Origin of the sequence: Geminicoccus flavidas (assembly GCF_009806515.1) — a bacterium.
In the GTDB taxonomy this organism is placed as follows: domain Bacteria; phylum Pseudomonadota; class Alphaproteobacteria; order Geminicoccales; family Geminicoccaceae; genus Geminicoccus; species Geminicoccus flavidus.
On the sequence record NZ_WUJP01000114.1, the window covers coordinates 1 to 14698 of the forward strand.

Annotated in this window: 10 protein-coding genes, 1 tRNA gene and 1 pseudogene; 2 read left to right on the top strand and 10 right to left on the bottom strand. The window is 67.8% G+C overall.

What is annotated here, in order from left to right:
* From EQG76_RS03045 to EQG76_RS03090, 10 genes and pseudogenes are all read right to left on the bottom strand, one after another.
* Nucleotides 1-239 (bottom strand): annotated as a pseudogene (locus EQG76_RS03045) (hypothetical protein); the annotation flags it as partial.
* Nucleotides 236-658, bottom strand: coding sequence for a TonB system transport protein ExbD (gene exbD, locus EQG76_RS03050; protein WP_159710508.1), 423 nt, complete (start codon nucleotides 656-658; stop codon nucleotides 236-238). The gene exbD and the pseudogene EQG76_RS03045, both read right to left, overlap by 4 nt.
* Before the next feature lie 6 nt (nucleotides 659-664).
* Nucleotides 665-1630 (bottom strand): tonB-system energizer ExbB, encoded by a 966-nt coding sequence (gene exbB / locus EQG76_RS03055; RefSeq protein WP_407925497.1) that lies wholly within the window; start codon nucleotides 1628-1630, stop codon nucleotides 665-667.
* A 284-nt stretch (nucleotides 1631-1914) separates the two neighbouring features.
* Nucleotides 1915-3585, bottom strand: coding sequence for an MFS transporter (locus EQG76_RS03060; RefSeq protein ID WP_159710512.1), 1671 nt, complete (start codon nucleotides 3583-3585; stop codon nucleotides 1915-1917).
* Nucleotides 3586-3943: 358 nt separating this feature from the next.
* Nucleotides 3944-4657 carry a DUF2270 domain-containing protein gene (locus EQG76_RS03065; protein WP_159710514.1) on the bottom strand — a complete coding sequence of 238 codons (714 nt, stop codon included), beginning with the start codon at nucleotides 4655-4657 and terminating at the stop codon, nucleotides 3944-3946.
* 115 nt (nucleotides 4658-4772) lie between these two features.
* A tRNA-Ile gene (locus EQG76_RS03070) sits at nucleotides 4773-4848 on the bottom strand.
* 177 nt (nucleotides 4849-5025) lie between these two features.
* Entirely contained in the window at nucleotides 5026-5331 is a 306-nt protein-coding gene (locus EQG76_RS03075; RefSeq protein WP_159710516.1) for a hypothetical protein, read from the bottom strand.
* Between the two features lie 315 nt (nucleotides 5332-5646).
* A complete protein-coding gene (gene rpoD, locus EQG76_RS03080) occupies nucleotides 5647-7698 on the bottom strand; it encodes an RNA polymerase sigma factor RpoD (RefSeq protein WP_235031182.1) in 2052 nt (683 codons plus the stop codon).
* 135 nt (nucleotides 7699-7833) lie between these two features.
* A complete protein-coding gene (gene dnaG / locus EQG76_RS03085) occupies nucleotides 7834-9567 on the bottom strand; it encodes a DNA primase (RefSeq protein WP_159710518.1) in 1734 nt (577 codons plus the stop codon).
* Between the two features lie 28 nt (nucleotides 9568-9595).
* The gene (locus EQG76_RS03090; protein WP_159710520.1) at nucleotides 9596-10051 is read right to left on the bottom strand and encodes a GatB/YqeY domain-containing protein; all 456 of its coding nucleotides are present in this window, start codon (nucleotides 10049-10051) and stop codon (nucleotides 9596-9598) included.
* Between the two features lie 288 nt (nucleotides 10052-10339).
* Here EQG76_RS03090 and carA point away from each other — a divergent pair, with 288 nt between their 5' ends.
* The gene (gene carA / locus EQG76_RS03095) at nucleotides 10340-11494 is read left to right on the top strand and encodes a glutamine-hydrolyzing carbamoyl-phosphate synthase small subunit (protein ID WP_159710522.1); all 1155 of its coding nucleotides are present in this window, start codon (nucleotides 10340-10342) and stop codon (nucleotides 11492-11494) included.
* 50 nt (nucleotides 11495-11544) lie between these two features.
* A partial coding sequence (carB, locus tag EQG76_RS03100; protein WP_159710524.1) for a carbamoyl-phosphate synthase large subunit occupies nucleotides 11545-14698 on the top strand: 3154 nt, incomplete at its 3' end.

Sequence of the window (14698 nt, forward strand, 5' to 3'; positions counted from 1 at the left end):
GGCAGCGGCAGCTCGTTCAGGATCTCCTCGACGTTGGGCGAGGCCGGCAGCGGCGCCAGATCGATCATCACCGCCGCCGGTGGCTCGCCCGGGATCTCCACTGGCCGGCGCCAGTTCAGTGCCACCAGCGCCACACCGCCATGCAGCGCCGCCACCACCAGGAAGGCGGCCATCCAGCGCCGAAGGTCGCCCGGCCCTCCGCCCTCGGAGATCTGATAGGGAAGTGCCGCCGCGCTCACTGGGCAGGCACCACCTCAAGGCCAACCAGCCCAACCTTCAGGTAGCCCGAGGCCCGCATCAGGTTCATCACGGCCATCACCTCGCCATAGGGCACGCCCTCGTCGGCACGGATGAAGATCCGCTGCTCCTTGTCGCCCGAGGTGGCGCGGTCCAGGCCGCTGCCGAGGGCGGCGCGGTCGACCTGGTCGCTGTTGATCGCGACCGAGAGGTCCTTTTGCAGAGACACGAAAACCGGCGCTTCTGGCCTTGGCGATGCCTTGGCATTGGCAGGGGGCAGGTCCACCGCGATGTCGGCGGTCGCGAGCGGTGCGGCCACCATGAAGATGATCAGGAGGACCAGCACCACGTCGATGAACGGCGTGACGTTGATGTCATGGTTGTCGCCGAGGTCGTCGCCATCGTCGAGCTTCGCTGCCATTGCTACTCACTCCGCTGCACGGGCATAGCCGCGGCCATGCGCACCGCGGCGGTCGAGGTCGCGCGACACGATGCGCATCACCTCGGCCGACATGTCGCCGACCAGGGCGCGGTAGCCGGAAATCTGCCGGGCGAAATGGTTGTAGACGACCACGGCCGGGATTGCGGCCACCAGGCCGATCGCCGTGGCGAGGAGCGCCTCGGCGATGCCGGGCGCCACCACGGCGAGATTGGTGGTCTGGCTTTCCGAGATGCCGATGAAGCTGTTCATGATCCCCCAGACCGTGCCGAACAGGCCGACGAACGGGGCGGTCGAGCCGATGGTCGCGAGCACGCCGGTGCCGCGGATCATCCGCCGTCCAACCGCCGCCTCGATTCGGTCGAGGCGGGACGCCACGCGCTCCTTGATGCCGGCCTTGCCGTCCACGGCGGCTTCCAGGTCCTCCGACATCTGCAGCTCGGTCTCGGCGGCGGCGAGCAGGCTGCCGGCGACCAGGTCGTCTCTGGCCACCCCCGCCAGCGCCTCTCCCAGGTCGGGTGCCCGGGCCAGCCGTGCGGTCGCGCGCTTGGCTCGACGCCTGGCCATCGCCAACTCCAGGAACTTGGCGAGACAGATCGTCCAGGTGACCACGGAGGCGAAGGCGAGCCCGACCATGACCGCCTTGACCACTAGGTCGGCAGCCATGAACATGCCCCAGGGCGACAGGTCGTGGGGCAGGTTGGCCGACGCGGCGCTAAGCTGCTCCTGCTCCAAATGGAGGATGCCCATGCCGTCGCCCAGGCCCGGCACGATCGGCCGTGCGGCTGCCGTCCCGCCGGACGGGGCGGGCTCGCCCAGGGGCAAGGCTTGGTCCTGGCCCCTGCCCTCTGCCGGGCCGGCACCCGCCATCCCTGCAGTTCCGGCCACCGGGGCCGGTGGCGGCTCCTGAGCATGTGCCGCCCCGGCAAGCACGGAGACCAGGGCCAGGACCATCACCGGATACCGGAGGCCCGGAAGATCCAGCCGTGCAGCCACCGCATCACGGACCATGAACCGCTCTCTAGGTTAGAACCACTTTACTTTGCCTCTACCCACCGTATTTCTGGCGTGAACGGGCAGACGGCAAGACTCGCGCATCGTCTACGACCACGCGCACCGCATGTCTTCCACCAATTTCAGAATTTCTGCCTGGCGCATGCATGGCCGGTGCCCGAAAAGGCAGGAGGCGCCCGGGCCGGAGCCCGCACGCCTCCCTCGAACCCGAAGCCGCGCTGCGATCAGCTGCGGGCGTCGTCCGCGAAAATATCGCGGTCCTTGGTTTCCGGCACGAACAGCACGCCGATGACCACGGTGGCCGCCGCGATGACGATCGGGTACCAGAGCCCGAAATAGATATCGCCTCGCCAAGCGATCATCGCGAACGCCGTGGCCGGCAGGAGGCCGCCGAACCAGCCATTGCCGATATGGTAGGGCAGCGACATGGCGGTGTAGCGGATCCGGGTCGGGAACAGCTCGACCAGGGCGGCGGCGATCGGGCCGTAGACCATGGTCACGTAGATGACCAGGATCGTCAGGATCACCACCACCATGAAAGTCCGCCCGTCGAAGATGTCGAACGGGTGGTCGAGCTTCACGATGTCCGGGTCACCGGGCGCCGGGTAGCCCTGCGCGATCAGGGTCGCGGTGACGTCGGCGGTGAACTGCTCGCCCAGCGCTGCCGCATCAGCCCCGGCCCGCTCCGCGTCGAAGGCCTGGATGGTCTGGTCGCCAATCCTGATCGAGGCGATCGTGCCGGGCGGTGCGGGTTCGACCGTGTAGTTCACCGCGTTCTTGGCGAGCAGCGCCTTGGCGATGTCGCAGGAGGTGGTGAACTTGGCGGTGCCGACCGGATTGAACTGGAAGGAGCAGCGGGCCGGGTCGGCCACCACGGTGACCGGGGTCGAGGCCTGGGCCGCGGCCAGCGTCGGGTTGGCCGTCTCCGTCAGCATCTTGAACAGCGGGAAGTAGGTCAGCGCCGCGAGCAGGCAGCCCAGGAGGATGATCGGCTTGCGGCCGACCTTGTCCGACAACCAGCCGAAGAACACGAAGCCGGCGGTGCCGATCAGGAGCGACCAGGCGATCAGCAGGTTGGCCGAGTAGCCGTCGACCTTGAGGATGCTCTGCAGGAAGAACAACGCGTAGAACTGGCCGGTGTACCAGACCACGGCCTGGCCGGCGGTGAGGCCCAGAAGCGCGATGATCGCGAACTTGGCGTAGCGCCACTGGCCGAACGCCTCGGAGAGCGGCGCCTTGGACTGGGTGCCCTCCTCCTTCATCCGCTTGAACGCCGGGCTCTCCTGGAGTTGCATCCGGATCCAGACCGAGATGCCCAGAAGGACGACCGAGATCAGGAACGGGATGCGCCAGCCCCAGTCAGCGAACGCTTCCTCGCCGAGCATCGAGCGGACCATGAGGATGACCAGCAGCGAGAGGAACAGGCCGAGCGTCGCGGTGGTCTGGATCCAGGACGTGTAGAAGCCGCGCCTTCCTTGCGGCGCGTGCTCCGCCACATAGGTGGCGGCACCACCATACTCACCGCCCAGCGCCAAGCCCTGCAGAAGGCGCAGGATGATCAGGATGGTGGGCGCCAGCAGACCGATGCTGTCGGCCGTGGGCAGGATGCCGACCAGGAAGGTCGAGACGCCCATGATCAGGATGGTTATCAGGAAGGTGTACTTGCGCCCGACCAAATCGCCCAGCCGGCCGAACACCAGTGCGCCGAACGGCCGGACCAGGAAGCCTGCGGCAAACGCCAGCAGAGCGAAGATGTTGCGCGTGGTCTCATCGAACTGGGTGAAAAACTTGGCGCCGATGATGACCGCCAAGGAGCCGTAGAGATAGAAGTCGTACCACTCAAAGACTGTACCCGCCGACGAGGCGAAAATCACCTTACGTTCTTCCGCCGTCATCGGCCGGACCTTGCTGTCCGCTCGGGGACGACCGGCTACTGAAGCCATGGCCTTGATTCCCTGATCGACCGGATCCGCCGGCGACAGCCTGCCTGCCGACATCTCCATGTCGGGCGGGATCGATCAGCGGCGGAACTGCCGGCCTCATGGGCCCGATCCTGCTCGATCCCATTATCCCTGATCCGTTCAGGCGCCCCCGGGAGCCGAAGGCTCCCGCCGACACACCGCCTTCCGCCGCGGTGCGCAACGCTAACCTCATATACGAGGCTCCGGTAGCGTCCTGCAGGTGCATCCAGGGCGCGAAATCGATCTAGCAGACTACGACACGATGGATTTTGCCGCAGCGCCACAGGCGGCGTCAGACATGCACGTCGCCGAATGCCATCTCGCCCTGGCTTTCCGGCCGGCGCAGGGAAGCCGCCGCGATCCAGATGTAGAACGCGGCGACGACCAGCATCACGATCCAGCCCGGGACCGGCCCGATCGCAGCGTTGCTCAGCCATTCGCCGAACGACTGCACCAGGCGCAGCTGCACGCTGTCCTCGGGCGGAGCGGTGGTGCTGGTCTTCACCAGCCAGGCGAGCAGCAGGATCAGGAACATCCAGCAGTAGTTGCGGCGCAGCCGGCGCGCCATCGCCCGGCGCAGGTCGATCAGGAACAGGGGCCGGCGCAGGTCCTCGCCCAGCGCGCGCACCCAGTCGTCGCTGGTGTCGGGGGCGGGCGCGAACACTTGGGCGAAGTAGTTGCGCTCCATGCGGCGCACCCGGTTGCGGTACACGTCAAAGAACCGGTAGCGGCGCGCCTCGATCACCAGGAGCAGCAGCACCAGCAGCATGGCGAACAGGAGCACGCCGTGATGCGCGTTGGGCGTGGAAAGGGACACGGACAGCAGGGCTGCCACCACCGTAATCGCCCAGTTGCTGGTCCGGTCGATCCGGTCGCGCCAGCCGGCCATGCGGGCAATCTCGGCGCGGTGGAAATGCGCCAGGATGGTGATGAACTCGCTCGGCGTGCCCGGAAACACCGGCGCCCGAACGGCCGGGGTGAGGTTGCGCTGGCTGCCGTCGAGCATCTTCCCGTCCTTCCCTAGTCCGGGTCGGTCAGGAGCAATGCAGCACGCCCGGCTCGGCCCGGATGCTGACATCAACGGTGTGGGACGGCCCCGGTTGCAGCGGGCCGGCGGCGACTGGTGGGCCTGGCAGGATTTGAACCCGCGACCAAGCCGTTATGAGCGGCCCGCTCTAACCCCTGAGCTACAGGCCCCACCGGGCGGCGGTGATAACGTCGTCCCCCAGTCCTGGCAATCGATGCCGGCCCAGCGGCGATGCCGGTCCCACGGCTGTTCCGCCCGATGACGCATTGGGGGACGATGCCCTGCGGCTGCCCGGCCCCAGCCCCCGCATGCGGAGCCTTGGCCGCTGCGCTGATGGAACTTGCGGGCTACGGCCGCGTCACGACCAGATCGTCACCTTCGCGAGCAATCTCGATCACCTCGCTTTTTTCGGCGCCGAGTTCCCTCGGCGCCGACAGGATGATGCTCTGGCCCGGGGTGAGCACGGCCTCGAAGCGGATGGGACGCTCCGTGCCCTTGGTGAGCGTGATGACCACACGGAAGCCCTCGGGTTCGACTGTGTAATAGCCGCTGCCCGAGACGACGCCGATATTGATGCTGCCGCCCTGCAGCGGCTTGGGATGGGTGGTTGCCGCCTGGACGGAGCCGGAAAGCGCGAGAACGGTCGCGGCCACGATCAGGTACCGACAGATTCCCATGGTGAAGAGCCTCCACTTGCCGGTTGCCCCATCCGGACATGCAACGGCCGGGCACTGGAGCGGCCAGGACGGGGAACTTCCCATATCCGGCTGCCCGAGCATCTCCCGGGAAGACGAAGCTCGCGTCCGAGGTGATGGCTGCAGGAACAAATAGGCTGCAGCCGGGGAATGGCGATGCTTCGCCGACCGCGCGGCGCCGGCGCTCGCCGGCACCAACTGGCTCAAGTGCCACAGGCGGGAAGACCGGAAGCGGGTGGCGGTCAGCATGTTCCGCTGACCGCCACTGCTCGCTCAGGTGTCCAGGAACGAGCGCAGCTTGCGGGACCGGGACGGGTGCTTGAGCTTGCGCAGCGCCTTGGCCTCGATCTGGCGGATACGCTCGCGGGTCACGCTGAACTGCTGGCCGACCTCTTCCAGCGTGTGATCGGTGTTCATGCCGATGCCGAAGCGCATGCGCAGCACGCGCTCCTCGCGCGGGGTGAGCGTGGCCAGGACCCGGGTGGTCGACTCGCGCAGGTTCGAGAGCGTCGCAGCCTCCAGCGGCTGGACGGCGTTCTTGTCCTCGATGAAGTCGCCGAGATGCGAATCCTCCTCGTCGCCGATCGGAGTTTCGAGGGAGATCGGCTCCTTGGCGATCTTGAGGACCTTGCGGACCTTGTCGAGCGGCATGTTCAGCTTGATCGCGAGCTCTTCCGGGGTAGGCTCGCGGCCGAACTCGTGCAGCATCTGGCGCGACGCACGGACCAGCTTGTTGATCGTCTCGATCATGTGGACCGGGATGCGGATGGTCCGCGCCTGATCCGCGATCGAGCGGGTGATCGCCTGCCGGATCCACCAGGTCGCATAGGTCGAGAACTTGTAGCCGCGCCGGTACTCGAACTTGTCCACAGCCTTCATCAGGCCGATGTTGCCTTCCTGGATCAGGTCCAGGAACTGCAGGCCGCGGTTCGTGTACTTCTTGGCGATGGAGATCACGAGGCGCAGATTGGCCTCGACCATCTCCTTCTTGGCGCGGCTGGCGTCGCGCTCGCCCTTCTGCACCAGGCTGACGATGCGGCGGAACTCGCCAATCTGCAGGCCGGTCTCGTCCGCAATCGCCGCGATGTCGCCACGCAGCGCGATCACCTCGTCACGGTGACGGGTGACGAAGTCCTGCCAGTACTTGTCCTTGAGCGTCGCGAGGTTGTCGAGCCAGTCCGGGTCGAGCTCGTGGTTCTGATAGGCGACGATGAACTTCTCGCGGCTGACCTTGGAGGACAGCGCCAGGCGCAGCAGCTTGCCTTCCAGGGACTGGAGCAGCTTGTTCATGTCGTTGAGCTGGGCGACCAGCGCTTCCACCTTGAGCGGGTGGAGCTGGATGACCGCCATGGCCTCGACCATCTCCTTGCGCGACAGCTCGTACTCGGCCTGGAGCTGGCGGGTGACCGGGCGGTTGGCTTGGATCAATGCCAGCCGCTCCTCCTGGAGCTGGCGGAGCTGCATGTAGCGCTCGGCAATGGCGTCAAAGGTTTCCAGCACCGTATCGCGCAGCTTGGCCTCGAGCATCGAGAGCGACATCGCGTCGTCCTCGTCCTCCTCGCTCTCGCTGCCGGCAACCTCGGGCGCCTGGGCCTCCTCGTCCTCCTCGTCCTCGCCCGCCGGCACCGCGCGGCCATTGGCGGCCGGCCGCTCCCCGGCCGTCCCCTCGGCGGCTGCGGCCTCGTCCGGGGACGGGCCGCCCTCGTAGGTGGCCTCCAGGTCGATGATGTCGCGCAGCGGCACGCGGCCCTCGCGGATCGCGTCACGCCAGCCGATCACCGCACGCATGGTGAGCGGGCTCTCGCACAGGGCCTCCAGGACCATGTTGCGGCCGGCCTCGATGCGCTTGGCGATCTCGATCTCGCCCTCGCGCGACAGGAGCTCGATCGAGCCCATCTCGCGCAGATACATGCGGACCGGGTCGTCGGTTCGGCCGAGCTCCTCCTGCTCGCCCTCGTCGGCGTCGTCCTTGTCGGACTCCTCGTCCTTGTCGGCCGCCTGCTGATCGTTGAGCTCGAGATTGTCCTCGCTGTCGGCCTGGCTGCGGGCGTCGCCGTCCTCGGCCTCCTCGCGCACCACCGACACACCGCGCGATTCCAGATAGGCGATCATCTCGTCCATCTGTTCCGGCGTGGCGCTGGCGGGCAGGCCGTTGTTCAGCTGGTCGTAGGAGATCGAGCCCTTCTCGCGCGCGGTCTGCACGAGCTTGCGCAGGGCGGGATTGGCCTGGAGCAACTGCTCCACCCCCGTCCTGACGATGGTCTTGGCCGCTGGCTTGGCCTTGCTCGACGACATCGCCACCTTGATGGGCTGGCTCTTCGCCATGCGGGAAACCTCCTGTCGCGGCCGGTCCAAGCCGCTAAGCCGGAATTGCCAATGCCCGCCCGGTTGCGCACCGAGCGGAGAAAGCTGCTACTGTTGCGAAAATGGCACGAGGGACAGGGGAAAGGGCACGCGGCGTCAGTCGCCGACATCGCCATCGGGTTCCAACGAACTCGCGAACGCCGCGCGCGCACGTGCCCGCAGCATCCTCTTTCCGCGAAGCCTGGCCCACTGCTCGAGGACCAGTTCGTCCGACGTCGCCTGGCGCTGGTGGTTACCAGAGGACCGATCACGCAGGATGCGGTCAGCAAGTTCGCCCAAGCCTGACAATGCCAGATGGTGGGACAGGGCCCGGCCGTCAAGCTCCGCAGTAGGGTCCTCGTCCAGTGAAAGTGCATACCACTCGAGCATGTGGCTCACGAGCCGCTGGTGGTCGGGAACCTTCCACCCGAAATCGGCAATCTCCTCCTCGAGCGAGCGCAAATGCCTGGGCTCGGCCAGCACCGGCGCCAGCAGTGCCTGCTCCAGCCGCTCCCGTTCGTCGAACGGCCGCAGGCTGCTGCCGGCGACTTGGGCCGTGGCCGGCTGGCGGCGCTGCACCGTGCGGAACGGCATCAGGATGTCGAGCCTGCGGCGGAACTCCGTCACATACTGGCGCTGCAGCTCCGGATCGCCGATCCGGCGCAGCCGCTCGATGCAGTCGCGACGCAAGGCGGCACGCCGCTCCGGCGTATCGATCGGCCGCCCTTCGATGCCGACCGACCAGAGAAAATCGACCAGGGGCACCGCACCGTCCAGCACCCGGTGGATGGCAGCCGGCCCCTCGCCGCGCAGCAGGTCGTCCGGGTCCTTGCCGGGCGGCAGGAAGGCCACGCGCAGCGACCGGTCCGGCGACAGATGGGGCAAGGCCCGTTCGGCGGCACGGTCGGCCGCGCGCCTGCCAGCCTCGTCGCCGTCGAAGCACAGGACGGGCTCGGGCGAGAGCTTCCACAGGCGCTGGAGCTGCCGCTCGCCCAGTGCAGTGCCGAGCGGTGCCACCGCGAACGGCAGACCCGCCTCGTGCATCGCGATCACGTCGACATAGCCCTCGACCACCAGGACGCGGCGCGCCTGGCGTGCCGGAGCCAGGGCGAGATCCAGGCCGTAGAGCAAGTCGCCCTTGTGGAAGAGCGGCGTTTCCGCGGTGTTCAAATATTTCGGCTTGGCATCGCCGAACGCACGGCCGCCGAATCCCACCACCCGGCCGCGCTCGTCCCGAATCGGGAACATCAGGCGGTTGCGGAACCGGTCATAGGGCCGGCGGCCGGTTTCCTCGTCGAGCAGGACCAGTCCTGCCTCGGCGAGCTTGGCCACCGACAGGCCGCGGGCGCTGAGCGCTTCCTGGAGTGCATGGCCGCTGCCGGGCGCATAGCCCAGGCCGAAGCGCCGGACCTGCTCGGCCGGCAGCTGACGGCCGGCGAGATAGCCCCGTGCTTCCCGGCCCGCCGCACCCTCGAGTTGGGCCGCGAACCACTCGGCTGCCGCCTGATTGACCGTATAAAGGTCCTGGTCGACGCGCTGCCCTTGCCCGCTCTCGCGCCGCGGTGCCAGGATGCCGGTCAGTTCCTCCAGCCGCTGCAGCGCATCGGCAAACTCCAGGTTCTCGACGCGCATGACGAAGTCGATGGCATTGCCATGCGCGCCGCAGCCGAAGCAGTGGAAGAAGCCCTTGTCCTCCACAACGCTGAAGGACGGGCTCTTCTCCTTGTGGAACGGACAGAGCCCCTGCCACTCGCGCCCCTTGCGCACCAGGCGGACATGGCGGCCCACAATCTCGACCAGCGGCAGGCGCGCCTTGAACTCGTCCAGGTTCGGCCGTGGCGCCCTGCTCAAGCCCGCGTCCTCCGGAGAATGTGCCCGCTCAGTGCAGCCGCTGCTGCAAGAGCAGCTTCGCCCGACCGAAGTCCATCCGTCCAGCGAACTGCGCCTTGAGCTCCGTCAGGACCCGGCCCAGGTCCTTCACCTTCTGGGCGCCGGTGCGTGCCAGCGCGGCGTCGACCGCCGCTAGCATGGCCTCCTCGCTCATGGCGGAGGGCAGGAAGCGAGAGATGACCTCGATCTCCTCCTCCTCCTGCCGCGCCAGCTCGAGCTGGCCCTGTTCCTCGTAGCGCGGGATCTGCTCGCGCCGCTGCTGGATCATGGCAGCGAGCATGCGTTCGACCTCCTGGTCCGAGACCTGCTCCGACCGGCCCGATTCCTTGTCGCAACTACGCCGCTCGTTCAGCGCGCAGCGAACTAGGCGGAGCGTGCGCACGGCCGGCTCGTCATTCACGGCGACCGCTTCCCGCAAGGCGGCCTCAACCTTCTCACGCAGCACTGAACCACACTCCAATGGCCAAACGCCCGCACGCCGCGAACGGTTCGCAGCGGACGGGCAGCGGCGCGCGGCAGGTATCCCTCCATTGAACGGGTTTCAAGGGGCAGCCGTTTCCGGCTGCCGCCTGTCCGCCCCGGCACCGGCGCATCCAGCGCGAATCGGAATCCAGCCGCCTTGACCGGCGGTTGAGCCGGTGGCAGAAGCGGCGGGGTCGTGACGCATGTCACGGCCGCCGTTCCGCACGCCCGCCGTCCAGACGGGCAAAAGCCGCATTCCGGAAGGCGCGCCATGACCAAATCGGGCTCCAAGCCTACCGCCGCCCTGGCGCTCGCCGACGGCACCGTGTTCCTCGGCCGAGGCCATGGCGCTGCCGGCACCCGCACCGCGGAGATCGTGTTCAACACCGCGATCACCGGCTATCAGGAGATCCTGACCGATCCGTCCTATGCCGGGCAGATCGTCACCTTCACCTTTCCGCATGTCGGCAATGTCGGCGTGAACGGGCAAGACAGCGAGGCACTGACGCCGCACGCCGCCGGTGCAGTGTTCCGCGCCCTGCCGACTCCACCGTCCAGCTGGCGGGCGGAGCAGTCGCTGGAAACCTGGCTGGCCGACCACGGGATCGGCGCCATCTCGGGCGTCGACACCAGGCGGCTGACCCGGCGCCTGCGCGAAGCGGGCAGCCAGAACGCGGCGCTGCAGGTGGCGCCCGACGGCCGGATCGATGTCGATGCGCTGAAGAAGGCGGCGGCCGCGGCCCCATCCATGGTCGGCCAGGATCTCGCCGCCGTGGTCTCGGCCACTCAGCGCTATGGCTGGGATCAGGGCGGCTGGGATCTCCAGGGCTATCGGGCGGGCCGGGGCGACGGCCCGCACATCGTGGCGGTCGACTACGGCATCAAGAGCAACATCCTGCGCTCGCTGGCCGAAGAGGGCTGCCGGATCACCGTGGTCCCGGCGACCGCCACCGCCCAGGAGATCCTGGCGCTGGAGCCGGACGGGGTCCTGCTGGGCAACGGGCCGGGCGACCCGGCCGCCACCGGCCAACACGCGGTGCCGGTGATCCAGGAGGTGGTGGCGTCCGACCTGCCGGTGTTCGGCATCTGCCTGGGCCACCAGCTCCTGGGCCTGGCGCTGGGCGCGCGCACGATGAAGATGCCGCACGGTCATCACGGCGCCAACCACCCGGTCAAGGACCACACCACCGGGCGCGTCGAGATCACCTCGCAGAACCACGGCTTCGCCATCGACGAGGCGGGCCTGCCCCAGGGCGTGACGATCACCCACCGCTCCCTGTTCGACGGCACCATCCAGGGCATCGCCCTGGAGGGCAAGCCGGTCTTCTCGGTGCAGTATCATCCCGAGGCATCGCCCGGTCCGGCTGACAGCCACTATCTGTTCCAGCGGTTCGTCGAGGCGATCCGCGCGCGCCGCGCCGCCTGACCTGCCGCCATCCGCCTTGCCCAGAATGCCGACCCGCCGAGCCTGACCCCATGCCCAAACGTACCGACATCAAGTCGATCCTGGTGATCGGCGCCGGCCCGATCGTGATCGGCCAAGCTTCCGAGTTCGACTATTCCGGCACCCAGGCCTGCAAGGCGCTGCGCCGCGAGGGCTACCGGATCGTCCTGGTCAATTCGAACCCGGCGACGATCATGACCGACCCGGAAACGGCGGACGCGACCTATATCGAGCCGATCACGCCGGCCTTCGTCGAGAAGATCATCGTCAAGGAGCGGCCCGACGCCCTGCTGCCTACCATGGGCGGGCAGACCGCGCTGAACACCGCCAAGGCGCTGGCGGAAAGCGGGGTGCTCGACAAGTACGGCGTGGAGCTGATCGGCGCCAAGCTGCCGGCGATCGACAAGGCCGAGGACCGGGCCCTGTTCCGCGAGGCAATGATCAAGATCGGCCTCGACATGCCCAAGTCGGTGGTCGTGCGCTCGATGGAGCAGGCGCGCGAGGCATTGGAGCTGACCGGCCTGCCGGCGATCATTCGCCCCTCCTTCACGCTGGGCGGTACGGGCGGCGGCATCGCGTACAACCGCGAGGAGTTCGAGCGGATCGTGGCGTCCGGCCTGGACGCCTCGCCGATCACCGAGGTCCTGGTCGAGGAATCGGTGCTGGGCTGGAAGGAGTATGAGATGGAGGTAGTCCGCGATCACGCGGACAACTGCATCATCATCTGCTCCATCGAGAACGTCGATCCGATGGGCGTGCATACCGGCGACAGCATCACGGTGGCCCCTGCCCTCACGCTGACCGACAAGGAATATCAGCGGATGCGCTCCGCCTCGATCGCGGTGCTGCGCGAGGTGGGCGTCGACACGGGCGGCTCCAACGTCCAGTTCGCGATCGATCCGGCCAGCGGCCGCATGGTCGTGATCGAGATGAACCCGCGCGTGTCGCGCTCCTCGGCCCTGGCGTCGAAGGCGACCGGCTTCCCGATCGCCAAGGTCGCGGCCCTGCTGGCCGTGGGCTACACGCTGGACGAGATCCAGAACGACATCACCAAGGTCACGCCGGCCAGCTTCGAGCCGTCGATCGACTATGTCGTCACCAAGATCCCGCGCTTCACCTTCGAGAAGTTCCCGGAGACCGAGCCGCTGCTCTCCACGGCGATGAAGTCGGTGGGCGAGGTGATGGCGATCGGCCGGACCTTCCAGGAAAGCGTGCAGAAGGCCCTGCGCGGCCTGGAGACCGGCCTGTCCGGCTTCGACGAGATCGAGCTGACCGAGGGTGCCGATCCTCGAGAAGTGCTGGTCGAGATGCTGGGCCAGCCGACCCCGGACCGGTTCCGCGTGACCGCCCAGGCGCTGCGCGAGGGCATGAGCGTCGAGGAGATCCATCGGATCACCCGGTTCGATCCCTGGTTCCTGCGCCAGGTCGAGGAGATCGTCCAGGCCGAGGCCCGGATCCGGGCCGAGGGGCTGCCGGAGGACCGCGAGGGCCTGCATGCGCTCAAGAGCATGGGCTTCTCGGACAAGCGCTTGGGCAAGCTCACTGGCCTGGACGAGGCCGAGGTGCGTGCGCGCCGGCATGCGCTGAAGGTTCATCCGGTGTTCAAGCGGATCGACACCTGTGCCGCCGAGTTCGAATCGCAGACCCCCTACATGTACTCGACCTACGAGGCGCCGGCGTTCGGCGAGGAGGAGGCCGAGGACGAGAGCCGGCCGTCGGACCGGACCAAGGTCATCATCCTGGGCGGCGGCCCCAACCGGATCGGCCAGGGCATCGAGTTCGACTATTGCTGCGTGCATGCCGCGTTCGGGCTGAAGGACGCCGGCTTCGAAACGGTGATGGTCAACTGCAACCCGGAGACGGTCTCGACCGACCCTGACACGTCTGACCGGCTCTATTTCGAGCCGCTCACCGCCGAGGACGTGCTGGAGATCTGCGCCAAGGAAGCCAGCAACGGCAAGCTCTTGGGCTGCATCGTCCAGCTAGGCGGCCAGACCCCGCTCAAGCTCAGCCATCATCTGGAGAAGGCCGGCATCCCGATCCTGGGCACGCCCGTCGATTCGATCGACCTGGCCGAGGACCGCGAGCGCTTCCAGGGCCTGCTGCAGGAACTGGGGCTGAAGCAGCCGGAGAACGCGACGGCCGCCAGTGCCGAGGAGGCCGTGCAGAAGGCCAACGCACTGGGCTACCCGGTGATGCTGCGCCCGTCCTACGTGCTGGGCGGGCGGGCGATGCGGATCGTCCATGACGAGATCGAGGCCAAGGCGTTCGCCAAGGAAGCGGCGGCGGTGTCCGAGCAGGGTGCCGTCCTGGTCGACCGCTACCTGTCCGATGCGATAGAGGTCGATGTCGACGTGATCGCGGACGGCAGGACCAGCGTGGTCGCGGGCGTGATGGAGCATATCGAGGAGGCGGGCGTCCATTCGGGCGACAGTGCCTGCTCGCTGCCGCCCTACTCGCTCCCCGACGAAGTGGTCGTGGAGATCGAGCGGCAGGCCAAGGCGCTGGCCAAGGCCCTGAACGTGCGCGGCCTGATGAACGTGCAGTTCGCGGTCAAGGGCCGGGTCGTCTACATCCTGGAGGTCAATCCGCGCGCCTCGCGGACCGTGCCGTTCGTCGCCAAGGCGATCGGCAAGCAGCTCGCCAAAATGGCGGCTCGGGTCATGGCGGGCGAGCCGCTGGAAAGCTTCGACCTGGACATCCGCCGGCAAGACCATGTCGCGGTCAAGGAGGCGGTGTTCCCGTTCGCGCGCTTCCCGGGCGTCGACCTGATCCTCGGTCCGGAGATGAAGTCCACCGGCGAGGTGATGGGCCTGGACCACGATTTCGGCCGGGCCTTCCTGAAGGGGCAGATCGCGTCCGGCCAGGAGCTGCCGCGCAGCGGTGCGGTGTTCCTGTCGGTCCGCGATCAGGACAAGGCGGCTGCCGTCGAGATCGGCCGGCGCCTGGTGGAGCTGGGCTACGGCCTGCTCGCCACCCGTGGGACTGCCCAGGTGCTGCGCGAGGCGGACGTTCCGGTCCAGGAGATCAACAAGGTCCATGAAGGCCGGCCGCACATCGTCGACCGGATCAAGGACAAGGGCGTGGTGCTGATGATCAACACCACCGACGGGCGCCAGGCGATCAAGGACAGCTACTCCTTGCGCCGCGAGGCGCTGATGAACCGCGTGCCCTACACCACCACCA

Coding starts and splice junctions, on each gene's coding strand:
- EQG76_RS03065 (WP_159710514.1), bottom strand. CDS start 4,657: ATGCTCGACGGCAGCCAGCGCAACCTCACCCCGGCCGTTCGGGCGCCG.
- EQG76_RS03060 (WP_159710512.1), bottom strand. CDS start 3,585: ATGACGGCGGAAGAACGTAAGGTGATTTTCGCCTCGTCGGCGGGTACA.
- exbD (WP_159710508.1), bottom strand. CDS start 658: ATGGCAGCGAAGCTCGACGATGGCGACGACCTCGGCGACAACCATGAC.
- exbB (WP_407925497.1), bottom strand. CDS start 1,630: ATGGTCCTGGCCCTGGTCTCCGTGCTTGCCGGGGCGGCACATGCTCAG.
- rpoD (WP_235031182.1), bottom strand. CDS start 7,698: ATGGCGAAGAGCCAGCCCATCAAGGTGGCGATGTCGTCGAGCAAGGCC.
- carA (WP_159710522.1), top strand. CDS start 10,340: ATGACCAAATCGGGCTCCAAGCCTACCGCCGCCCTGGCGCTCGCCGAC.